The following is a 24,341-nucleotide window of genomic DNA, read 5'->3' as shown; positions in this document are numbered from 1 at the left end:
TAGGTGTGTTGATTGAAAAAAATAATAGTTTTGTGGGCCATCTTCACAATAGCATGTTTTGCTACCAATGTGAATCATGATAAAACGCGCGTCGCTCCTATATGTACGTCACAAATTTTTATCACATCAGCACCTCTTGATCTCAATGCCGTACGAAAAACTCAACATTTTCGTGATTTTAAAGATGAGCATATTAATCTAGGCTTCACCCAAACAAAGCGCGTTTGGGTGAAGTTATACTGTGTCAATACCACAACCAAAACACTCAAGCCCATCATCAAAATCAATAATCCCCTCTTAGAACATGTCGTGTTTTATGATTCAAGTGATGGGTATCGCCCTCATGAGCGAGGGATGCTACATATTACCCCATCACAAAAATATATTTATCCCTATTATCACTTCCATCTCGCCCCCAAGCAGCATAAAGAGATCTATATTAAGATTCAAAATACAACCACAGCATTGCAATTTGGTATCCACATGATGGACCGAAAAACGGTGGAACAACAAGAATGGAATGAGCAAGTCTCTATCATTTTTCTCAGTGGTGTTTTAGGTGCGTTTCTTTTGTATTCTTTGACGCTATTCTTTTATACGAAAAATGTCAGTTATCTATTGTATGCAACGTATCTGTTTTTCTTACTCTTTCAGCAGTTGACTTTCATCGGATTTTTGCCTTTATATACATCGGAATCCTTCACGTATATTGATAATCTCATCGTGGTGCCTAAAGTCTCGTTGATGATTATTGCTGCAGCGATGTTTGCCAAGAATTTTCTCAAGACCAAGGCATTTCCCATTATTCATAAAATCTACAATTATATTATTTTATTTTTGATTATACAGATGCCATTCTTTGGAACCCCATGGTTTTATGTCCCCGAAGTCTCTGTCGTGACAGGGTTTGTCTTTGTTATTTTCAATACATTCTGTGGGTTTTATGTCTATCGACACGGCAACAAGCAGGCAAGATTTTTTATTATCGGTTGGATTTTCTTGATTATTGGGTATCTGGTCATGATCTTTGATGCGCTCGGATTGTTTTCACTGATGCATCATTTTCCGGAGCTTATTTTATGGCTGACGGTCTTTGAAGCGCTCTTTTTATTGCTGGCCTTTGTCGATAAAATCCATATTTTAAGTATGCAGAAAAAAGTATTAAATCAGAAACTCTTTGAAGAGATGTCAAACAGGAATAGTTTCATTAAAAAAGAAGTGAAACAAAAAACAAAAGATCTCCAAGGAGCACTTCAAGATAAATCAATACTGTTAAAAGAGTTACATCACCGTGTCAAAAATAATCTACAACTGATACTCTCCATCACAAGATTACAGCGTTATAATATTAAAGACGAACCGGCAATCGAGCAGTTTTGTAAATTGGAAGCACGGGTGAGTTCGATTGCAAGAAGTCATGAGATGCTCTGCTCAACAGATGAGATGGAGTACATTGATATGAATTCTTACATGAGGGAGTTGTGCGAAGAGATTAAAGAGAGTTTTATGACTCAAAGTATCAAGATTTCCTATCATATTGATACTAGATTACCGATAAATAAGGCTGTTTATGTTGGTTTGGTCATCAACGAATTGGTTCTAAATTCTCTGAAATATGCCTTTGATGACAATAAAGGCGAGATAGAAATCAGTTTAGAAGAAAAGGGAGATCAGTATATGTTGAAAATTTTTGATAATGGGAAAGGATTCGATAATAGTATGACAGAAGACAAAACATTGGGATTGAAATTGGTTGATTCTTTGGTGGTGCGCCAACTTCATGGGACGATTGATGTCGTGAGCCAAAACCATACCCACTATACCATCTGTTTTCCTCGATGAGTCATTGAGATATGAAAAAGATTTTGATTGTGGAAGATGAAAGTTTGGTGGCGATGGATTTATCTGCGATACTGACATCATCAGGTTATGCGGTTGCTGGCATTGCGTCAAATTTTGATGATGCGATTGCTTTGGAGGCGCAAACAAAACCGGACTTGGTATTGATGGACATCTATCTCAAAGATTCCAAAGATGGTATTTCTGTGGCAACACAGATAAAATCGCATCATGATGTGCCGATTATTTATATTACGGCACTGAATAGTGAGGAAGATATCAATAGAGCCATCATGACAAACCCATCTGCTTATTTGGTGAAGCCTTTTGATATTGGTGCGCTAAAAGCAGCGATAGAAATCGCGTTTTTGAATGCTCATACAGAGGAACAAAAAGGTGATATTGGATTGGATCACGAGTTTCGCTTTGATTCTAAATTGCATCAACTCTATTATAGGGGTGGATTTGTAAAATTGACAAAAAAAGAGAGCGAACTGTTGGTATTGCTCATGGAATCGGCCAATCAGGTGGTCTCTCTTTACGATATTGAAAATCATATTTGGCCAGAAAAAGATTATAATGTCAATACGCTTCGGGCACTTGTGAGTAGGTTGCGAGCAAAACTAAAATACAAATTTATAGAAACTTTGCCTGCGATTGGCTACCGCATTGTACTTGTGGATTAAAATGCAATGAATTTGCAATGTCTATTGAGTATGATGGAATGATTCATAAAAAGGAGATAAAATGATGATAAAAAAAATATTGATGATTGTGTTTTTGTTATTTTTTTCATGGGGTTGCATGAAAACACCACAACAAAATAACAACATCGTTGCAGGAGAAGACATCAGCTATGTCAAAGTCGAATAAACATTTAAACGACTGATGAATCAGTATCAAGCACAAAATATACAAAAATTCTTTACCTTTGTCTCACGGCGTGGATTTCATCAAGATTATATGGCCTTTCAAGAAGCAATAGAACAAGATTTTAATACGTATCATATTCTTGGGTTTCAGTATTGGGTCGATAAAATCACCAGTGATGGTACCAAGCGTTATCTTTATGTCAGATGGGATAAACGTTACACTATCATTAATAATACGAAAGAGCATCGACAAACAGGGACAACACGATTATTATTTGAAACTATCAAAGGTAAATATAAACTGATTGGATTATCAGGTGATATACTGTGGGGTGAGAGCTTGCCTGGCTGGCAATAACCTCTAGTGTATCAATTGAAAATCGGAAACAAAAAACATATGATTTTGTTTCCGATTGTATGATAACCGCTTCTTTAAAACTTTCTCTAAAATGACACACATAATCACAGATTAACATTTTATTAACAATTTATTAACAATTTGTTCATTTTGCAATGCTTTTGCAATGCCTTCGTAGTAATATTAAGGATAAAAATATTAAAGGGGAGGGCAAGAAAATGATGAAAAATATTGTCTTCATGATGTTGTTACTGTTTGTTATGCCGAGTTTTGCAGATTCTCAGTATGATAAAGACATCGTGGTTTTGGATCAAAGTCGAGATGATAAAGTCAAAGAGGTCTTTAAGCAACTCATGGGATATTATGAAGAACAAGATTCACAAGGATTTTTCTCTTTAGTCTCAGAGGATCGGTTTATTCAAGACTATATGATTTTTAGTGAAGCTATTGAAAAAGACTTTAGAACTTACGATATCCTAAGCTTTGATTATTGGGTCGATAAAATTACTAGTGATGGCATCAAACGTTATCTTTATGTCAAATGGGATAAACGCTACGAAGTAACCAATGGTACAACACAAATCAAAAAAGTAGGGTATTCTAGATTTTTGTTTGATGAGATTAATGGTCAATACAAGTTGATTGAATTAGCGGGCAATAATCTCTGGGGTGAGAGTTTGGGTGAGTGGACACGCGATGTTCCAAAAATTGCCGGTCAAGAAGTCTATCAGACCGCAAGTGGTGCTCCTGCTGCCGCAGGTGGTGCATTGCCAGATCTCACAGTAACGATTATAGATGCATCCGTTTCTGAAGTATATTTTAAAATTATGAATATTGGAGCAGGTACAGCCATCGCTCCGATTACGTATAGGATTAGTTATTGTGGCAACAATGCTACCTATAATTATGATGGTAATCTCGCGCCAGGGGAAACTCAAACTCTTTCAAAACCCATGCCTGCTTATGTTTGTCCTTCTAGTAGCCCCATTACTATTACGATTGACCCTAGTGATAATATTATTGAATCTGATGAATTCAATAATGAAGAGAGTGCTACTCTATGAAAAATTTACTTATTATTGCATCACTCCTAACCTCAGGAGTTTATGCAGCAGATATTGCAGATGAATGGAGAGCGAGTGGTCGGTTGAATGCTTATATTGAAAATATCGATGTGAGTGGTGGCTCTAGTACGAGTGATAAAGAGGGAACGACTCATGATGAAGAGTTGTCCTTGCGATTTGCAGGCCCTCTACAGGGGGGACAAGCTGGAGTGGATATCAGAGCGCGGGGTACCAATGATAGTAGAATACAAAAAGATGGATTTGAATTATTGTACTTACACGCGTATTTCATCACTAAAATCTGGCGTTTAGAAGTCGGTGATGTTGCTGCTTCTTATAATCCCTATGTTTATGGTGGTAGTGTCAAGGGTATCAAGGCTGTTTATACTTCGCCCAAGAAAGATCACACGTGGAACTATTCGATGATTGCAGGGTATAAAAAGAGCCTGTGGAGAGAAGTGTATACGAAAGACCAATATGAGGTACCGACGGGATATTCTGGCGCGTTTGAAGCAAAATATATTCATGAGCGTTCCAAAGAGATTGCCATCAGCGCAGCGTCTTATCAGGATGATCTCTCCACTGGCGATACCAATAGCACCAATTTGGGTAAAAAAGGTGTGAGTATCGGCGTAGATGGACGATGGCGATTTAACAGATATGTTACCCTAAAAGGGCAATTTGCCATCGTAGATGCTACCGATGATTTATCCCATGGCAAACCCACGTCTTCGAGTAATGCTTTGTTATTGAAAGTCCTCACAAAACCAAATTTGCGATCTATTCGAAGTAATTTTACCTATACACGAGTTGGCACAGATTTTATTTCGCTCTCTGGCAGTGCACCACAAGATACCGAACAATTTGAAAATTCAAATACGTGGAGAATCAATCAAAAATTAAGTGCGAGATTAGGATTGCGTGCAAGACGCGATAATCTGGATGGAAGTCTGGGGGGTACGCAGCGAGTCTATTATGAAAATCTCTCTTTTTCATATCGTCCCGATTTTATCAAAAGATCGGATATCAATGTACGATTTTCCAATCGTGATACCAAAGGAAGAGGTACCGATACCGGTTCTCAAACCGCAGGTATTGATATGAATGTGAGACGAAAAGATGGCTGGAGATATGGTGTGGGGTATGAATACAATAAATTGACCGACCACAACTCTTCGCTCAATACTTCGACCACAAATTCAATTCGCACAACAATCGGATATAAAAAGAGAATCGATAAAGAAAAATCATATCGTGTGACCGTGGGATTGAATTATCAAAGAGTCAAATCCAGTAATGTCAACAATAATTATGGCATCAAGCTGGACATGGGATATGACTACAGTCGAAGATTGGCATTGGATTTTTATTACCTGAGTCGCTATGCCTATCAAGATATCAGCAATGATACTCAAAACAGTACCTATCAGTTTAGAGTGACCTATCGATTGGACCCAAAAGGACGACAAATCATCAGATTGCTGCTAGAACAGATTCATTATGATGTCGAAGATGATGCGACTAATAGTTACAACCAATTTAGAGGGAAACTCTCTTACTCTCTAAATTTCTAGATTAACAGATTTTATAAGCATGATGTTTATCATGATGCTTATAAAATTCTATCTCTGAGAAGGAGCCGCTTTGAAAGCTTTTTTATTATTACTGATTTTTACAGTTTTTTCCTGGGCCAATACTTATGTAAATGCCGATGATATAGGTTTTGTAGATGAAATTACAATCAATGGTAGAGAATTTGATTCCTTACCTCATGAGATTGAATTTTATCAAGAGGATTTAAAAAATGGTAGAGTCATTGTAAGAGGGCTTTTGGAGAGTGATGATAAAAATACCCCTGTAGAAAAATTGCATGTTGAAATCACAACCGATGGAGGAGCGACGTGGAGTCGGGCAAAAGGAACGGGTATTTGGACATGGAGTTTCACCCCACAATTGGAACAATCCTATGAATTTTCATTGAGAGTTGTGAAAGAAAGTAGCGAAGAAAAAACAGATACTATCGGCGTGGAGGGGATATATTATATCGCAGGTTTTAAATTAACACTTGATGCAAGTGTTGCGATTGCAGATGGCAAGATTTCAGGAAGTGGTACGATTACGATTCCCTACCTGGATCACTTTAATATTGATAACACCATACCGGTTGACTTTAGCAATCTCCACGTGAGAGATCACAATATTACCATGGGCGATATTACCTACAATACGCCATTGGCTTTGAATTCTGATATTGCCGATATTGCAATTAGCAAAATAGTCATCTCAGCGACTCCTGCTAATAATAAAGTAGAAGGGAAGATTACTTTAAAGGGATTTTTGAGTACATTGTCTAGTATTGATCTCTCTGATACGAGTAAATTATTGCCTAATACTTTTAGTCTCGATATCCCTGTCAGTCAGAAAGATATCACAATATGGCCTTCAAAAAATGTTAAATTGGCAATAAATTCTGGAAATGTCAATGTCAGTTATCATATAGGAGACAACCTTCCTCAGATAGATATGAGTGGTCTCAATGCTACTTTAGCGTTTGGTACCCTTTTGACAGATGTCTCAGATACTGCAAACGCAATCACAGCAACCCTTGAAAACTTAGATGAAAATGCAACCGATAGCTATGCGCTAACCATGAATAATGCTGAAGCTTATCTGTTGGGTAAAAAGATAAAATTGAGTGATTTTAATCTGGGCTTAGATATCTCTAATTATCTGCTTCCGAAACTATCATTGGTATCCAAGGTTGATTTTAGCGCGTATGATAATCTTATCTTGAAACAGATGCGCGATGCAACTTTGAGTGCGAATATTTCAAAAAATGGTATGAGTGCCTCGATTACGCTAGCTGCTGCATTGCCATCAATGACGATTTTGGATCGGGGCGGTGTCGGAAAAGATGTCAAACTAGATTTTTCATCACAGACTCTTCCGAGTTTTTCTATCAATATAGCAGATACCCAGAGTATGCCTTCATTTGATCTCTCAGGTGTCAGCGCCACGCTTGACTTTGGTGATATTATTCAAAGCGCAAAAAGCGAAGCAGGGGGAGCAATTAGCTCTCTCAAAGCAGATATTGATCTCACATTAGATGAAACAAAAGAATTTTCTCTCAATTTTAGTAATATTTCCAAAGCCTATCTGTTAGGGAGCAATTTTGCTCTAGAGGGATTGGATGGAAACTTTAAATTTAATTATGATACCAAAATCATCTCCCTTGGCAATATTAGTGTTAATTTAGATGATTATAGCGATCCGATTTTGAAAAAACTCAGTGGTTCAACCATCAGTGCGACGATTTCTTCACAAGGATTTAGTGCCCATTTGCAAGCAGATGCCGGAATTGATGATATCACGCTTTTAGATAGAGGAGGTCCGGGTAAAGATGTCATTTTAAAAGTGACGGGCACTCCTTCGGTTGGGGTTAATATTAGCCAAAATGGCATTGATTTTGATTTTGGAGAATTAAACGCTAAGGTGGATTTCGGAGATCTCTTACAAGGTGCCCAAAACAGCACAGGCGGCATGATTTCACATGTTGTTGCCACACTCGGTAATAGTATCGACAATGCCAAAAAATATACTTTGAGTTTTCCAACGTCTACAAAAGTCTATCTATTAGGAAGTAATTTTTCACTCAAGGGAATCAATGCAAGTTTTGATTTAACAAACCGATCCGTACATTTGGACAGTACCCTTGATCTCACTATCATAAGCAATCCTCTTTTGCAAGCGATTAAAGAAGCTTCTGTGCATCTCGATGTGTCGCCATCAGGTTTTGTGGGTAGTATTAGTGCCAGTGGGGAATCGGACCCTATTACGATATTGGATCGAGGAAGCGTTGAAAACAGCGTGAGGATGAAGTTTATCACGCCACCGACTATTAAGTTGGCATTAGCGGCAGATGAAGTGTCTCTTGGATTGAGTGGTGGTGCGGCCAAATTGTATTTTGGAGATTTACTGCAAGGAGCAGAGGCACAACTTAATGCCATTACCGATAATCTGGGGGCTTCTATCAATGGTCAGTACGATTGGGCAATCAGCGGTTCAAAAAAACTTATCAATGATTCGAAAGTGTTATTGACGTCTTTGAGTGGTACGCTGGATATTTCCAAATTGGAAAACCCTCAAATACACTTTACCTCGACGGCAGACTTACATGAATATGGTGGGTTATTAACCTCTGTAGATGCCATCAATATGAACGCAGATATCTCAAAAGAGGGTTTTAGCGCGAGTTTAAGCCCGCATCTTACCAGTGTTGATATTTGGTCAGAAAAAGGCGTGAAGCTTAACTTTACGCAAGATCCGACTTTCAATATCGCTATTAGTAAAAATGACTTTAAAATGGGGCTCTCTAATCTGCATGCAAATCTAAATTTTGGTACATTACTCGCTGATGCAACCGCTGAGATACAAAGTAGTGCCCCCAATCTCGATGGTGTTAACTCCGCTGTAGATAAAGTCCAAGAGTTAAGCAATACGGCACAAAACTACACTTGGAGCATCACAGGAGAGCATTTGCTAGCAGGTAGTAGTGTGTTACTTAAAAATCTCAGTGGTAGTATCGATTTGAGTGATTTCAGCAATCCTTCCATTGCGTTTAATGCCCTGGCAGATTTACATAATTATGGTACTGTATTTGAGTATGTTACGAATGCAGGAGTCGAAAATGCGATGCTTTCAAAAAGTGGTTTTGAAGCCACACTATTTGCTACACTGAGTGATGTCGATATCTGGAAGGATAAGAATGTCAAACTTCTCTTTAATCAGGATAAACCACCAATGATCAAACTCAGTGTTACTACCAGTGGGTTGAAAATCGGATTCAAAGACTTCAGTGCTGATGTATTCTTCGGAGATTTGCTCGATAATGCTAAAGCGACCCTATCGAGTTTAAGTGGTGATATTTATAGCTGGAATTTAAGCGGGATTCATGACATACAAGGGACTTCCCTTAAAATCAAAGAGATGTTAGGAACTATTGATTTATCCGATTTAAAAAATCCGACTTTGAATGTGAATGGTTCGGTTGATCTGAGTGCCAATGGTGGAATTTTAGAAAATATTACAGCGGTCTCTTTGGAGAACTCGACGATTTCAAAAGAGGGATTCAAAGGAGATTTGAGTATCGGTCTCAATGGTTTTGATGTTTGGCCGGAAAAAAATGTAAAAGTAGAATTTCCAAGCGGTACGACTCCTACTGTAAGTCTCACTTTGACGCGAGATGATTTTAAGATAGGATTATCTGATATCAATGCCAATATTAATTTTGGCTCTTTATTAGATGGCGAGATTATTGCATTATCTCCACTCTCTAGCACGACAGTAGACGATGCATTGCAACAAGCAACAAAGGGTAGAACCATGCCCACTAGAGGTCGAAGAAGTCCCAGTGATTTCAAAAAAATAGGGCAAAATATCAGCGATACACAAACGCAAAAAGGCATTTATAAATGGTCATTGCAAAGCTCTCATACTTTATTACAAGATGAAAACAATGCGAATAAATATGTCAGTGTGACGAGTATCAGTGGCACGATTGATCTCAATAATCTATTGAATCCAATCATAACCTTTGATGCGGCAGCAGATTTTACGCATTATCAGATTGGTACCGCGACACTTGGACACGTCACGCTTGATGATGCTACTATATCACGAGAAGGTATCTATTGGAATATGGCATTTGAAGGGGCAGCAGTTGAACTTACAATTCTTGATTTGGGAACGAGAAGTGAAGATGTCAGAATTGAGCTTTCAAATATAGACGGTCATGCGAGCAGCAGTGGCAGTGGCGGCATTGATCAAGCTGATGGCAGACTCTATTTTGGTAAACTTTTTGATGGTAATGTGGAACCCATTGCGCTTACATATCAAAGTTCGGGAACCTACTCTTTTTCAACAAATCAAGTCTTTACTTATAAAAAAGGGGATAACTCTGTGGTCTTAAGCGGAGTGAGTGGCATCGTAAAAAAAGTAGGAAGTAAATATAAAGTGTCGCTCCAAGGCAATTCAGTAGTGCATGCAGCATTGCTGTCACAGTTTAATGTCGGAAATCTTACGATTGGAAATTTGGAAGTGAGCAGTAGTGGTTTTGCCGGTGATATATCAGCAGCGTTCGCACCGGCTAAAGTGATGACCCTTGTGGCCGGACATGCCTCACTTGTCCTAAGCAAAGTGGGGGTACATATTGACTCGACCAAAAATATTCCGCTTGCGATTAATGCGTTTGATGGATTTTTGGATTTGAGTCCGATCTTTACAGAATCAAGTGCTCAAGCCAAAGCATTATTGAGTTTGGTTGACTCTGATGTCAGATGGAGCATGCCTCATGATCTACATATAAATAATGATAATTTTATCTTTAAAAATCTCAGTGGCTCTTTTGATCTTGAGAGTTCTCTTGAAGATATCAAGATTGGACTCAATGGAATTTTTAGCTACAAAGGCATCGATAATCTTGCTTTAGAGCTCAACAGTTTCAAAATCTCAAGTAGTGGTTTAAGTGGAACCATCAAGTTAGCCGATGGAACAACGGTTGCTATCCCTGGGGTCGATGGATTGAAATTGAGTGCATTAAGCGCGACATTTACTCCTGCAAATATCGAGGGAAGTGCGGGATTAACATACGATAAGAGTGACTTTTTAGGCTCTAGTAAAAATTTACATGTCGGGCTAAGCTCGGTAATTGATAGAAATGGTATTAAAAATTTTACAGTCAATACCAATGCATTAGAAGCGATTGAAATACCAGATTTTGCAAAGATGACCTTTCCATCTGTGCGTGTGGCTCCATCATTTGATGATTTTTGGATGAGCTTTAATGGTACGATTAAACCGACCAATGCTATCTTTTCGGTGGCCAGCGAACTTGAGTATCAAGGATTGAAGATTTCAAAAGAGGGTATTAGTATTGAGAGTGCCGGTATGGAATTTGATGTCAGTGGGGCGAGTGGAAGCCTTGGCGGATTTTCGCTTTCAATTGAAAAATTGGGTCTTGGTTTTTCAAGCAATAAACTTTTTGTTAGCACCAAAGGGGTGCTCTCACTTGCAAGTGTTGCAGAAGCGGGAGCGGGGCTAAAACTTTATAGTGATGGCGATGTTGATGTGGATAGTATCAAGATAAAAGTATCCAATCCCGGTGTTACCTTTAATGGAGAGATTGCTTGGTATAAAAACGATCCGATTTATGGTAATGGCTTTGGGACTTTGTCACCACTGCAGTTAAAACTTGCCAATGTTTTTAGTGTTGAGGGTGAATTTAAGATAGGAGAACATCCAGAAAAAGGCTTTTATTGGATGGCAAAAGCAGCTGGAAGTATTGGTGGCAGTGGGATTCCTTTGGGACCTTTGAGCATCTATGGACTCGGAGGTGGTGTTGTTTACAACATGAGCTATACGAAGGTGGGGAAAAGTTATACTTTTGCTCCAAGTGGAGAACACAATAGCATCATCATCTTTTCAGCACTTCTTGGAACCCCAGATATGGGCTATACTTGGCATGGTAATGTCGAGATGATGATTGATACAGCAGGTCAGTTTACCATCAATGCTGAGCGCACTTATATCATCAGTACCAAAGAGGGTGAACCTGAAAATAGAAAGGTGTCAGGACGCATAGAGTATGCAAATTCTCCAGCATCACTGCATATCAGTGCATCGGCAAATATCACATTTTTTGGCATTGGACTGAAAGCTGAGAATAATGCCGTCGATATTTTATTATCCACAGGAGAGAAACATATCTTTGTGGGCCAAAAAGCCATCGAAGGATTTTCCAATGCTACAAACAATCCAATCACTATAACGGTTCTTGGGCTCGATGCGAGTGGTTATTTCATGATTGATACCAGACAGTTGGCTTTTGGCCTTGGATATCATTTCTACAAAAAATGGTCATTAGATTGGACTGGTCCAAATCCTTGGGCTAGTGCGGAGGTTGATGCCGAAGCGGGTGCGTTGATGCGGTATAACCCTTTCTTTATGCTGATGTATGCAGAAGCTGGCGCGACCTTTTCTGTAGGGTATGCCGGTTTGGATACTTCTTTGGGTGCTGATGTCAAAATGGAACTTGCCACACCAAACCCCTCATACCTATGGGGAAAGGTTGGAATTTCTGCGTTGGGTGAAACCTTTCATTTCTCAGGTTACATTTACGGAAGTGGTCGTCCTGATGGAGGGCAAAAAAAATCTAAACTATTGTTTGACCATATAGAGCCTTATAATGAAATTGATATTAGCGTGATGCCTGAGTTTAAAATTGTCTCAATGTTCAATAAGAGTATCACGAGTTTCGAAGATGTCAAATTAACCAAAAAAAGTACCGGAGTCGATGTGCCTGTTGGTATCGATAAGTCATATAAAACAGAGCCCAAAGAGATTATTGTGATACCATCATCTCCCCTCGCTCCTGATAGTAAGTATACCCTAAGTGGAACACTTCACTATCATGATAATACAGAAGATACGACTGAGAATTTTAAAAAAGATTTCAAGACGACAAAATTAAATCGTTTAGAATTTAGCGAGATTGTCGCCAGTATTACTCCTGAAAATGGTAGAACGAATGTCTTTGAAGAAGAACCTGTGACCATACAATACAAAGAAATTATGAAATATTTAAAAGAGGACAATGAGCTTTTTAGTAACTATGAAGTACAGGTTGCAAATTCTAAAAATGAAGCGATTAGTGGAACTTATAGCTACAATAGTGAGCATTTGAGGGCTTATTTTGTGCCCGCAACCCCTCTTAGGATTTATCATTATTGTGTCAGAAATAGTGATGGGAGTGTGATGGAGACTTTTAAAACTGCACAAGGAGAGTATTTGAATCCTTTCAATGGGTATAAAGTAGATGGAGCGGTGGGAAATGATGCATCCCCCGTTACCGTTCCCTCAAGAATCAGCAAAACGAAGCTTGAGAATGTCAATCTAGGGAAATATTATGATGGGAGTTCACGAGGCTCTGGTTCACGTGAGGGGGGCGATGATGAGAGTTATTCTTATTATACCAACAATGCCTACAATATTACCGTGACGGATAAAAGTAAAAATCAAATTGTCTATTACTCAACGTTTTCTGTCAGTGGGAACAACATCCTTAAAGAAGAAGAAAGACGGTTTGATGAGATGAAAGACCAATTGCATCCAAGCCTAAGTATAAGTTATAACGTCAATCCAGCACGTGGTGATGAAGCGAGGATTGAAATTTATTCAGATTTAGATAATATTGGCATTACCCATCATAGTATTTTATATAAAATCACGACAACATGGGAGGTAGAAGGTTTAGGAACGGTGATAAAAGAAAATGATTGGAATGACAAAGGTAAATATGGAAGACTTCCTGAAGTGCGTTTTGAAGGGCACGATATAATGGCATTAAGACGTGCTAATATTACCTATTATGTAGATGAAGGTGGAACGAAACGAGACCTATTTACGATTGAGAATATTGGTTTTGTTAATGGGGATGCCTACTCCACAGCAGAAGCAGAAGAAAGGGAAGCCCAAGTCAATGATATGGTAGATAAAGCATCATTGCAAGAGAATATTTTTGATAATCCGGGAAGTTCAACACCAGGAGGAGGTTTAGTCCCTGGTGGAGGCATCCCTGGTGGAATCCCTGGCGGCGCAATCCCTGGTGGTTTTGACGGCGGAGTGATACAAAATTTTAAGTTAGGAATGTGATCATGAAGAAATTTATACTAATATTGGTGTTATTGGCGATGAGTATTCAAGCTGAAATGATCAAAAATGATATTGGAATTTATGCTGATGTACAAAAAAATAAAATCGAACTCAAGTGGATTGTCAAAAACTACTCTAGTGCCAATGTTTATAAGATATATAGAAGTGCCAAAGGTGAGCCTGAAAAGCTTATAGGCATTGTTAAGCCGATATCCTATGAAAAGCTTAAAAGAGATGGGTATTCTGAGGATTATATCTTTCAATTTTATCCTTATAAAGGGGCCAAGACGCTCGATGATAGGATACGAATTCGTCAGATAGATGAAAAGATTAATGTCTTTAGAATCATACAATTGGCAAAAAATTTGCAGTTTGCTAAAAATCTTGGACAATATTTTAGTGATCCTAATATCAAAAAAGATACAAAATATCGTTATAAAATTATACTAGAAAACAATGGGAAAAAGATACTGCAAAAAATCATTTTAGTTGATACCGCGTATTATAAGAGAAACAATAGCATCAAGTGGCTTCAAGGTACCAGAACGAATCATGGCGTTTTGCTCAATTGGGATATTGCTAATTCGAGTGCTTTTTATGATATTTATAGGAAGAAAAAGACGCAAAATAGATTCCAGAAACTCAATCAAAATCCAATATTTATAGATAAATCTTTTGCACTAAAGCATAAAACACTCTTTCGTGATTTGCATCTTACCCCAAAAGAAGAAGCGAGTTATTATGTTCAAAAGATCGATATATTTGGCAAAAAAGGAAAACCGACCTATCATATCAATGTGAAAAAAAGCATCAATACCCAACCCAAGATAGTGAAAGATATTTTTCTCAAAAACAGCGACAGACAGATTATCCTTCGCTGGGGGAAAATCGACAAAATTTTGGGCTACAATGTTTATAGAAGCACCAATTACGGTGGAGGTTTTATCAAGCTCAATCAAAAACCCATCAAAAAAGCGGTCTTCTTTGATAGAAATTTTAAGTTGGGACAAAATTATTACTACTACATTACTACTATCAATATGCAAGGAGAATCCAAAGCATCAAAGAAGATGCTCGCATATGCCAAAGATGCAACGCCACCGCCATTTCCTTTGAATCTCAAAGCAAGCGTAAAGGCAGGCTTGGTGACGCTTTCATGGCGTGGTGTGAAAGCGAAAGATTTATTGGGTTACAAAATATATATGTCTATGGATAAAACGGCAAAACAGTGGGCGATGGTCACTAAAGAAGCGATATCTAAGACGACTTTTGTGCACAAACGCCCAAAAACCTTGAGTCGCCATGTTTATTATTATCGTGTGAGTGCTGTGGATAAAAATTTCAATGAAAGTGCCCCTTCAAATAGTGTCATGATAAAACTTCCCGATGTCACTCCACCGTCCCAACCGATAGTGACAAAGTTCATCGTATATCCAAACAAGATTGTTCTCGATTGGAACCGAATCATCGTGTATGATTTTGATCACTACAATCTTTATAGAAAAAAAGGCAAGAATATCATCAAACTCAATACAAAGCCACTGATTCGTAACCACTTTATAGATACCAAACCTCAAAAAGGTATCAATGAGTATATCATCACAGCAGTGGATAAAAGTGGCAATGAATCTGCCAAAAATCAATCACAAAAGATTAACGCTTTAGACTTAAAACCGGTCACGATAACAAACGTCACTGTGAAAAAGATCAAAGAGGGTACGAAGATATCTTTTAGTTGCAAGGATAAAGACTACAAGGGATTTGAAGTATTCAGAAGCAGTGGTAGCGACAAGCGCTACTATAATATTTCTAATTTTCAAAAAGGGAACAGTTTCACCGATAAACATTTATTGGGTAAGAGAACTTACTTTTACAAGCTCAAAGCGTATGATATGATGGGTAATATCAGAGAAAGTGATGTCGTAGAAGTGAAGATCAAATGAATGAAAGGGTCTCAAGCTAGATACTGAGGCCTTTAAATTCCCGTACAAGCGTCATCTGTCGAGATATTAGATAATTGACAATAGCCTTATGTGAGGGTGCTGTTGGGACAAAATCAGCAATGATATAAAATGCTTCTTTATGTGGTAATATTTTAAAAACGCGGGCTTTGGTGCGGATGATAGTGGGCTTTGGTTGGTCTTTAAAAGAGAGGCTGATATAGATTTCATCTTCCTCAGCCATGCCTTCTGGAATACTTGGTAGAGAGATTTTAACGGCTTCTTTAGACATATCTTTGATGTACATCTCTTGGTCATAAATCTTTTCTCGAAATACCAATGAAACACTATGGTGTTCATCAGGTTCCAAAATCAGTGATTTTCTCTCACTCGGTGTTGTTTTTAACATCGAGCAATTTTCGGCTTCTATCGTCTGCTTTGCAAAGTTAATATCTTTGATGTCGCTTGATTCTATATCAAACGGAAACAGATCACAATGTATGACGGTTTTTTGTTCAAATCTCACAGATTTCAGCTGATTTATTGATGTCTTAAAGGTATAATGATTGAGCGAAGTCTCGATAATCTTGCCATCACTCGATATCATGAGGCCTTTATAGAAATTATACAATTTAATCGTCGCATCGGCTTCTTTGGCGGCATTAAAAAGATGCAAAATCGTCTCTTTGTTAGAGAGAATCGTATCATCTTCTATTCTTTTTTTAGCATAAAGACCAAGGAGATTGAGCGGTGTGATATCGGTCAATGACAAAATATAAGCATCATTGTTTTCGTTAATACTCGCTAGTTTCAAGATAAAATGGTGTTCTACGTTCTCTGTATCATGGATCTTGATATTGTACAATCGGTCGATATTTTGTTTGATTTTTTCCAGGCAACTCTTTGTATCATCTTCTTTACGATACAAAAAATTTGGATGTGGCAACAAAATTTCATCTAATTTCATCGCTCTTTCTCTCAACTCTAACTGCGTTTTAAGACCAAAAAAGTTTAAAAAGGTTTCATTGGTGAGGACAAGATGATCGTCTCGGATGAGGGCAATGAGATTTTGTTGCTTGTTAAATATTTTGTACATGTATTGATTGAATTGTACATGATTGAGTTCCTCTAGCATCTTTTCTGAGTGCGAATGCAAAAGCTTGGCTAGACTGCTGATACGAAAAGGCTTCATCAAATAACCATCAACATGTAGATTAATCGCTTCAAGTAGATGGTCTTTGTCATCTTTTGATGAGGTGATGATAATCCTGACTTTTGGACAGATATTTCGTAATTTTTTTGCAAGTTTCAAGCCATCCATATCTTCGAGTTGAATACATGATATGACAAATGCAGGGTGGTGTTGTTCAAAAAGTTCCAAACCCTCTTGCGCATGAGATGTTATATAGGTTTTCGAAAAGATTTTAGAAAGAAACGAACCGACTTTGGTTTTTAAATTTTCATTTTTTTCTATGTAAAGAACCGTGAAATTATTCAGGACTTTTTTTAGTTTCTCTACATCTGTATGCGTTGACATTTTAGACTTTCATATGAGTATCTTTTGAAAAAAGGTTAATTATAACGCTTTTTTCAATAAGGTGACAATCTCTCCCGGGTCGGGAAATCGCTCAATATAGGTACCGATTTTGTTAAGTTTTGAAAAGATAACGTTACCATCGACACTAATATCAAATTGACCACGTTCACCTGGTATTTTTTTAACGATTGCATCGCTAAAGGCTGCTTTTATTTCATCTTCCACCCGGGAAGCTCGTGGCAAATAGTTTCAAACGGTGCAGTATGCTATGATGACTTGCATGGTATCTCCTTAGCCGTTGTTGAGTTTATCTCTCAGCTCTGAAAGCTTTTGTGCGATTAAATTGGCATCTTTCTCTAACTTTGAGAGATGGCCCATTGACTCTAATATCACAAGATGATTTTGTGCTATGGCTTGTTTCAAAAGTTCCATAATGGGGATAAAGTTTTCATTATAAGAAGATTTATCAATCATCTTGTCTTTGAAATCATAATCAATTCCCTTAAGTATATCATACATTGCAATTAAATTGCCCTTAATACGATAAAACTTGTCATCTTGTGTCCTCCAGGTCGTTTGTGTCATGAGGTTGGTTTGGAGTTGTTGTTTGAGCTTATCAAGAGCAGTCGCTAGATTATCAGAATTAACGATAAAAACGGCTCTTTTTTGGCTCATTTCCTTGTTTTGGTCGGCTTTGAGTTGCACCAAATAACGATCAATATTTGAGATGGCTTGTTTCACTCTTGTTGTATAGCTCGTAAAAATTGGTATTCTAAAATCAGAGTAGATATCCGATCGTGCTTGGACAATGTACCGATTAGCCCCACCCGTACCGCGATTTCTCGCTAGGTTGTTTTCGAGTATATTAACGCCGATACGAAACATCTCAATCTCTCCGACTTGTTGGTAGTATTTATTATCAATCCACGTTCTCACCCCGATGAAATTGGTCACCAATCCCTCATTAATGAGATTTTGAAGACCATCTCGGAGTGCGACGGTCGTACTTTTGCCTACTAGGTCTTTGTATTCTTTAACCACAGGCACCCGATCGGTCGTGATTGAATAAAACGGCGCTACAAAGAGGCTGATGGGAAAATACCACAAAAGTAACGATAAGGCTGCTACGACAAAAAGAGCCAAGAATCGCTTCAAGAAGATTCCCCACTCTTTAATATTGAACAAATATGCTATGAATCGGTCTTTTATATTGGATTTTTCCATCTTCCCTCCCGTTTATATGTCTATTTTAGGGATTGCTCCCAAGAGTTTTTTTGTGTAAGCTGCTTCTGGATTGGCAAAAAGATCTTCGACGTTTTTCTCTTCGACAATATCACCAAAATACATCACTACTATTCTATCTGAAATATGCTCAACGACACTTAAATCATGTGAGATAAAAACATAAGTGAGATTAAACTCTTCTTGCAAATCAAGCAAGAGATTGAGTACTTGTGCTTGTATTGAGACATCAAGCGCACTGACGGGTTCATCACAGATGATAATCTCAGGGTTGAGTATGAGCGCTCTAGCGATGCCGATTCGTTGTCTTTGACCCCCAGAAAATTGATGCGGATAGCGGTGAAACCAATCTTTTTGAAGTCCCACTTTATCCATAATCTCATATACTTTTTTCTCGATTTCTTGATCACTCAAATCGGTGTTGAGTTTCAAAGGTTCTGCGATAATCTTGCCGACTTTCCATCTCGGATTAAGCGAAGAGTAGGGGTCTTGAAAGATGATTTGCACCTTTTTTCGATACTCTTTCAACTCATGCGGTGTAAATTTGGTGATATCCTGACCTTGGAAGATGATGGCGCCTTCTGTTGGTTTTTCGATGGTCATGAGCATTTTTGCTGTGGTAGATTTTCCACAGCCACTCTCACCCACAATACTGAGGATTTCACCTTTTTTTACATTAAAGGAGATATTATTGACCGCTTTGACGATATTGGGCGCTTTGAAGAGCCCTTGAGAGATTTCATAATGTTTTTTGAGATTTTTAACTTCAAATAGTATATCACTCATCGAATCTCCTTTGGAAATTGTAGATAATCAATGTGATCATCAACCGTATCAAGATGAGCCTTTCGTGCCACTTTACCCGGTATCGGTATGGAATTTAAAAGCGCTTTTGTATAAGGGTGTCTTGGGTCGGCAAAAAGCTCTTTGGCTGAGGCCTTCTCTACGATATGTCCTTTATACATGACCACGACTTCATCAGCGATTTGGTACACGACACCCAAATCATGGGTGATAAAGAGGATGGAGGTGCCTTTTTTCTCTTGCAATTCGCGCATCAAGTCCAACACTTGCGCTTGGATGGTGACATCCAATGCCGTGGTCGGTTCATCTGCAATCAAAAGACTAGGCTCACATGCCATCGCCATGGCAATCATGACACGTTGTCTCTGTCCTCCACTGAGTTTGAAAGGATACTCATGATATTTATCTTTTGGATTTGGCATACTCACTAGTTCCAAGGCTTCGATGACCTTGTTATAACGCTCTTTTTTGTTCAGATGTTTTTGATGCAATTTCAAAGATTCATCGATTTGGAATCCTATCGTATATGAGGGATTCAAAGAGGTCATGGGTTCTTGGAAAATCATCGCAATCTCTTTCCCTCTAATCTTGCGCATCTCTTTGATATTTTGTTGCAGTAAATCCTCCCCTTTGAAGATAATCTCTCCCCCATCAATACGACCGGGCTTATCGATTAATCTCAATATTGATAAGGAGGTAATACTCTTACCGCTACCACTTTCTCCTACAATACAAACAGTTTTGCCCTTAGGAATAGAAAAAGAGACATCATTAACAGCAGTATTGACATGTTCATCCGCATAAAATCGGGTGATTAAGTTTTTGACTTCTAATAACATCACTTCTCCTTTAACTTTGGATCTAAAACATCCATCAATCCATCACCCACGAGGTTAAAACCAAGCACGGTGAGAAAGATGGCAAGACCCGGATAGAAAATCATCCAAGAGGCCGTAGTGATGTATTGGAGTGAATCTGCTAGCATGGCGCCCCATTCTGGCGTTGGCGGTTGTGCACCAAGACCCAAGAAACTTAGCCCCGCTGCTTCAAGTACCGCAGAGGCAAAACCCATCGTGGCTTGTACGATGATGGGTGTGGTACAATTTGGCAAGATGACTTTGAACATCAAGCGGCTATTGCTAGAGCCATTGACACGACTTGCGACGACATACTCTTTCTCTTTTTCGCCCAAAACCGAAGCTCTGACGATTCTCGCATATGTTGGAATCCCCACAATCCCGATGGCAATCATGGCATTGAAAAGGCTCGGTCCTAAGATGGAAACGATGACAATCGCGAGCAAAATGGCAGGAATGGAGAGCATAATATCAACAATACGCATGATAATCGCGTCGACTTTTTTTCCAAAATATCCAGCAAACAGTCCCATAATAAGACCAAAAAAGAGTGAAATTCCCACAGAAATAGCACCGATCATGATAGAGATTCTCGCTCCATAGACGATTCGTGAGAAGAGGTCACGTCCAAAATCATCCGTTCCCAAGATATGAGAGATATGACCGCCTTCATCCCAAACCGGTGGAATCAGTCTCTTAGCAAGGTCTTGATCAATGGGACCATGAGGTGCAATCCACGGCGCGAAGATGGCGAAGATGATTAAAATCAAGATGATAAAAAATCCAAATACGGCGGATTTATTTTTTTTGAATTGTTTGATAAATTCTAAAATTCTCGTAATATTATTCATTAGCTCAACCTTATCTTTGGATTGATGAGGGCATACATGAGATCGACTAAAAGATTCACGATAATAAACATCGTCGCGATAATCAGTGTCGCCGATTGAATAATCGGAAAATCTCTCTGATACACCGCATTGACAATCCACTTACCGATACCCGGCCATGAAAATGTCGTCTCAGTAAGGATAGCTCCTGCAAACAAAGTTCCCAACATCAAGCCGATGACCGTGATGACCGGCATCATGGCATTTTTCAGCGCATGGATAAAGATGACTGAAAAAGTAGAGCATCCTTTGGCTTTTGCGGTTCGGATATAGTCCTCTTTCATGACTTCAATCATCGCAGAACGCGTCATCCTCGCGATGATGGCCATCGGGATAGTCCCAAGCGCAATGGCGGGCAAAATGAGATGTTTGAGCGCGTCCCAAAAGGCTTCATAATTATTGGTCAACAAAGAATCGATCAAATAAAATCCTGTGATATGGTCGATATCAAATTCATAACTCAGTCGTCCGGATACGGGAAGCCAACCGAGTTTGACTGAGAAAAAGTAAATCATCACTAACCCCAGCCAAAAGACCGGCATCGATACACCCGCAAGAGCGACAAACATACTGCTATAATCAAAAATAGAATAGCGCTTAATCGCAGAAACGACACCGGCACCAATGCCGAATATGATGGCCAATATCATGGCCACACCGGCCAACTCTACGGTTGCAGGGAAACGGTCTTTAAACTCTTGAATCACGGGTTGTTTACTTTTGAGTGATTTTCCAAAATCTCCATGCAATGCTCTGTTGGCAAATATTAAATATTGTACATATAATGGCTTATCAAAACCCATCTCTTTGCGGACTTTTTCTACCGATGTTTTGTTGGCATGATCGCCAAGTAGCATAATAGCAGGATCCCCAGGGCTTAGATGAATCATAAAAAATACAAGTAGCGAAACGCCAAAAAGTGTCGGAATGGACCACAGTAAGCGCTTGATAATATAACTGAACAAATAGACTCCTCAATTGATTTTTGCCGACACATACAGTGTGTCGGCGTTGAAAGATATTTTTATTTTGATAACCAAACGGTGTTGAATCGTCTTTTTCCAACAGGGTCTAGTTTGAATCCGTGGACATTTTTGGCCATCGGTTCTACAACGATTGAATTGGCGAGTGTGACCCATGGTGCTTGCTCATGAAACACGACTTGCGCTTTTTTGTATAATTCAGTTCTTTTAGCGACATCAGGTGTCTCTTTAGCTTCTGTGACCAGTTTGTCAAAGGCATTGTCTTTCCAAAGTGCGATGTTTGATGCGGGTAGATTGGCCGCAGCTTTGCTTAACAATGTATAGAGGAAGTTATCTGGATCACCATTATCACCGGTCCAACCAAGGAGCGCCATATCATGTTCACCCATTTTGGTTTTTTGAAGATAGGTACCCCAATCATAACTGACTATTTTTGCTTTGATACCAACTTTGGCAAGGTCTGCTTGCATTGCTTCAGCTACTTTTCTTCCGTTTGGATTGTACGGTCGTGGTACTGGCATTGCCCAAAGTGTGGTTTCAAAACCATTTGGATAACCCGCTTCTTTGAGTAATTCTTTGGCTTTTGCTGGATCATAAGGATAATCTTTGATCTTTTTATTGTAGCCCCACATTGTCGGTGGAATTGGATTGATAGCTACTTTACCAAGTCCTGCATAGATTGCTTTTACGATGGCGGCTTTGTCAATAGCATAGTTGATAGCTTGTCTGACTTTGACATCAGTAAAAGGTTTCTTTTGTGTGTTAAAGGCCAAATATCCAACATTTAAACCCTCTTGCTCAATCAGTTTGAGTTTTGGATTATTTCTCAAAGCATTGACTTCTTCAGGATTTGGGAAGTCCATGATTTGGATGGAGCCCGTTTTGAGTTCAGCTGCACGTACTGAGTTGTTTGGAATGACTTTAAAAATCAATTTTTTGACATAAGGTTTGCCACCCCAGTAATCTTCATTAGCACCAAATATCATACGATCATCTTTGATCCATTTGATAAGATAAAAAGGGCCTGTTCCAACTGCCAAACGGTTGAGATCATCAGCTCTTCCCTCTTTTAGGAGTTGATCGGCAAAAGATTTAGAGAGAATTGAAGCAAAGTCCATTGCCATGTTCGCCATAAAAGGAGCTTCACGTTTTTTTAGTAAGATTTTTACGGTATATTTATCGACTTTAATAACATCTTTGACGATATTATCCATATCCATAGCAGACCAGTACTCATAAGCACCGCCGACTTTATAATATGGATTGGTTTTATCAAATTGTCGCTTCAAAGAAAAAACAACATCATCTGCTGTAAATTCGACTTTTTTCTTGAAGAATTTTGTCGGATGGAAATAAACACCTTTTCTTAAGTGAAACGTATAGGATAAACCGTCTTTTGAAATATCCCAAGACTTAGCCAGTCCAGGTTCGAGTTGCGTTGTGCCGTATTTAAATTGGACAAGATTGTCATAAACCTGAGTGGAAGCATAAAAACTCTCACCATCAGTTGCATGTCCTGGGTCAATAGTAGAAGAATCCCCACCTCTACCAAATACCAATACGCCACCGTATTTTGGCGCTGCAAAAGCGATTGTTGTCACAAATAACAACGCCATTATTAAAATTTTCTTCATGAATTACCTCCCAGTAATTTTTTTTCAGCATTATTGTAGCAAAGTTTCATGGTATGGTGCTTAAAAAATTGAAGTAAATATAACCAAAGATAAATTTATCTCTATTAAAACAAAATATTATATAATGTCAATAAAGTAATATTTTAAGGGTAGAGTCTTGGAAAAAATACAATTGGGTATCGTCAAAGAAGTATGCAGTGCGGATAAAAGTTCAAGCGGGTTGCCACGACCTCTTGTCGAAACATTAATCTTAAAAGAAGGGTATGGAATTGAGCAGGATAAGTTTGCTGGCGGTGATTTAGAAAAAACCGTGATGATTATTGGGACACATTCTTATGATATGGCCAAAGCGCACGGTATGGATTTGAAACCGGGAAGTTATGGTGAAAATATCTTGTTTGATTTTGACCCTCATGAACTTGATGTTACCAATCGACTCAAAGTCGGCGATGCTATTATCGAAATAACCCAAAAATGCACACTCTGCAATCATCTTAGCGTTTTTGGCGCCAAACTACCCAAACTCATCAAAAATCATCGGGGATTGTACTGCAAAATCATCAAAGGCGGTGTCATCACAAGAGGTTCTGTCGCGTATAAAATCTCAATGTAA

17 protein-coding genes are annotated in these 24,341 nt (G+C 38.6%); 9 read left to right on the top strand and 8 right to left on the bottom strand.

Annotated features, from left to right (window positions below):
* The first annotated feature begins 12 nt into the window (after positions 1–12).
* The 8 genes from SFB89_RS09235 (at position 13) to SFB89_RS09200 (ending at position 15,784) form a co-directional block, all read left to right on the top strand.
* Entirely contained in the window at positions 13–1,842 is a 1,830-nt protein-coding gene (locus SFB89_RS09235) for a 7TM diverse intracellular signaling domain-containing protein (protein ID WP_331774396.1), read from the top strand.
* Between the two features lie 11 nt (positions 1,843–1,853).
* Complete coding sequence (locus SFB89_RS09230) at positions 1,854–2,525, top strand: response regulator (RefSeq protein WP_331774395.1); 672 nt, start codon at positions 1,854–1,856, stop codon at positions 2,523–2,525.
* A 61-nt stretch (positions 2,526–2,586) separates the two neighbouring features.
* Positions 2,587–2,712, top strand: coding sequence for a hypothetical protein (locus SFB89_RS09225; protein WP_331774394.1), 126 nt, complete (start codon positions 2,587–2,589; stop codon positions 2,710–2,712).
* 15 nt (positions 2,713–2,727) lie between these two features.
* A complete protein-coding gene (locus tag SFB89_RS09220) occupies positions 2,728–3,069 on the top strand; it encodes a hypothetical protein (protein WP_331774393.1) in 342 nt (113 codons plus the stop codon).
* 218 nt (positions 3,070–3,287) lie between these two features.
* Complete coding sequence (locus SFB89_RS09215) at positions 3,288–4,133, top strand: CARDB domain-containing protein (protein ID WP_331774392.1); 846 nt, start codon at positions 3,288–3,290, stop codon at positions 4,131–4,133.
* Positions 4,130–5,707: a hypothetical protein gene (locus SFB89_RS09210; protein ID WP_331774391.1), complete on the top strand. Its 1,578-nt coding sequence runs from the start codon at positions 4,130–4,132 to the stop codon at positions 5,705–5,707. The genes SFB89_RS09215 and SFB89_RS09210 overlap by 4 nt, the downstream gene beginning before the upstream one ends.
* A 70-nt stretch (positions 5,708–5,777) precedes the next feature.
* A complete protein-coding gene (locus tag SFB89_RS09205) occupies positions 5,778–13,841 on the top strand; it encodes a hypothetical protein (protein WP_331774390.1) in 8,064 nt (2,687 codons plus the stop codon).
* Between the two features lie 2 nt (positions 13,842–13,843).
* A complete protein-coding gene (locus tag SFB89_RS09200; protein WP_331774389.1) occupies positions 13,844–15,784 on the top strand; it encodes a hypothetical protein in 1,941 nt (646 codons plus the stop codon).
* Positions 15,785–15,800: 16 nt separating this feature from the next.
* Here SFB89_RS09200 and SFB89_RS09195 read toward each other — a convergent pair whose 3' ends face one another.
* The 8 genes from SFB89_RS09195 to SFB89_RS09160 are packed head-to-tail and all read right to left on the bottom strand — an operon-like array spanning position 15,801 to position 23,728.
* Positions 15,801–17,318 carry a response regulator transcription factor gene (locus SFB89_RS09195; RefSeq protein ID WP_331774388.1) on the bottom strand — a complete coding sequence of 506 codons (1,518 nt, stop codon included), beginning with the start codon at positions 17,316–17,318 and terminating at the stop codon, positions 15,801–15,803.
* A gap of 39 nt (positions 17,319–17,357) precedes the next feature.
* On the bottom strand, positions 17,358–17,561 hold the full coding sequence (locus tag SFB89_RS09190) for an Rdx family protein (RefSeq protein ID WP_331774387.1): 204 nt from the start codon (positions 17,559–17,561) through the stop codon (positions 17,358–17,360).
* Positions 17,562–17,609: 48 nt separating this feature from the next.
* Positions 17,610–18,542, bottom strand: coding sequence for a DUF2333 family protein (locus SFB89_RS09185; protein ID WP_331774386.1), 933 nt, complete (start codon positions 18,540–18,542; stop codon positions 17,610–17,612).
* A gap of 12 nt (positions 18,543–18,554) precedes the next feature.
* The gene (locus SFB89_RS09180; protein ID WP_331774385.1) at positions 18,555–19,346 is read right to left on the bottom strand and encodes an ABC transporter ATP-binding protein; all 792 of its coding nucleotides are present in this window, start codon (positions 19,344–19,346) and stop codon (positions 18,555–18,557) included.
* Positions 19,343–20,203 (bottom strand): ABC transporter ATP-binding protein, encoded by an 861-nt coding sequence (locus SFB89_RS09175; protein ID WP_331774384.1) that lies wholly within the window; start codon positions 20,201–20,203, stop codon positions 19,343–19,345. Before SFB89_RS09175 ends, SFB89_RS09180 begins: the two co-directional genes overlap by 4 nt.
* The gene (locus tag SFB89_RS09170; RefSeq protein ID WP_331774383.1) at positions 20,203–21,072 is read right to left on the bottom strand and encodes an ABC transporter permease; all 870 of its coding nucleotides are present in this window, start codon (positions 21,070–21,072) and stop codon (positions 20,203–20,205) included. The genes SFB89_RS09175 and SFB89_RS09170 overlap by 1 nt, the downstream gene beginning before the upstream one ends.
* A complete protein-coding gene (locus SFB89_RS09165) occupies positions 21,072–22,076 on the bottom strand; it encodes an ABC transporter permease (protein ID WP_331774382.1) in 1,005 nt (334 codons plus the stop codon). The genes SFB89_RS09170 and SFB89_RS09165 overlap by 1 nt, the downstream gene beginning before the upstream one ends.
* 59 nt (positions 22,077–22,135) lie before the next feature.
* Positions 22,136–23,728: an ABC transporter substrate-binding protein gene (locus SFB89_RS09160; protein WP_331774381.1), complete on the bottom strand. Its 1,593-nt coding sequence runs from the start codon at positions 23,726–23,728 to the stop codon at positions 22,136–22,138.
* A 157-nt stretch (positions 23,729–23,885) separates the two neighbouring features.
* Here SFB89_RS09160 and SFB89_RS09155 point away from each other — a divergent pair, with 157 nt between their 5' ends.
* Positions 23,886–24,341: an MOSC domain-containing protein gene (locus SFB89_RS09155; protein WP_331774380.1), complete on the top strand. Its 456-nt coding sequence runs from the start codon at positions 23,886–23,888 to the stop codon at positions 24,339–24,341.

Origin of the sequence: Sulfurospirillum sp. 1612 (genome assembly GCF_036556685.1) — a bacterium.
Taxonomy (GTDB): domain Bacteria; phylum Campylobacterota; class Campylobacteria; order Campylobacterales; family Sulfurospirillaceae; genus JAADIZ01.
Note: the sequence above shows the minus strand (reverse complement) of the source record. Positions and strands in the feature narration are given on the sequence as shown.

Coding starts and splice junctions, on each gene's coding strand:
- SFB89_RS09230 (WP_331774395.1), top strand. CDS start 1,854: ATGAAAAAGATTTTGATTGTGGAAGATGAAAGTTTGGTGGCGATGGAT.
- SFB89_RS09225 (WP_331774394.1), top strand. CDS start 2,587: ATGATGATAAAAAAAATATTGATGATTGTGTTTTTGTTATTTTTTTCA.
- SFB89_RS09220 (WP_331774393.1), top strand. CDS start 2,728: ATGAATCAGTATCAAGCACAAAATATACAAAAATTCTTTACCTTTGTC.
- SFB89_RS09215 (WP_331774392.1), top strand. CDS start 3,288: ATGATGAAAAATATTGTCTTCATGATGTTGTTACTGTTTGTTATGCCG.
- SFB89_RS09210 (WP_331774391.1), top strand. CDS start 4,130: ATGAAAAATTTACTTATTATTGCATCACTCCTAACCTCAGGAGTTTAT.
- SFB89_RS09200 (WP_331774389.1), top strand. CDS start 13,844: ATGAAGAAATTTATACTAATATTGGTGTTATTGGCGATGAGTATTCAA.
- SFB89_RS09195 (WP_331774388.1), bottom strand. CDS start 17,318: ATGTCAACGCATACAGATGTAGAGAAACTAAAAAAAGTCCTGAATAAT.
- SFB89_RS09185 (WP_331774386.1), bottom strand. CDS start 18,542: ATGGAAAAATCCAATATAAAAGACCGATTCATAGCATATTTGTTCAAT.
- SFB89_RS09180 (WP_331774385.1), bottom strand. CDS start 19,346: ATGAGTGATATACTATTTGAAGTTAAAAATCTCAAAAAACATTATGAA.
- SFB89_RS09175 (WP_331774384.1), bottom strand. CDS start 20,203: ATGTTATTAGAAGTCAAAAACTTAATCACCCGATTTTATGCGGATGAA.
- SFB89_RS09170 (WP_331774383.1), bottom strand. CDS start 21,072: ATGAATAATATTACGAGAATTTTAGAATTTATCAAACAATTCAAAAAA.
- SFB89_RS09160 (WP_331774381.1), bottom strand. CDS start 23,728: ATGAAGAAAATTTTAATAATGGCGTTGTTATTTGTGACAACAATCGCT.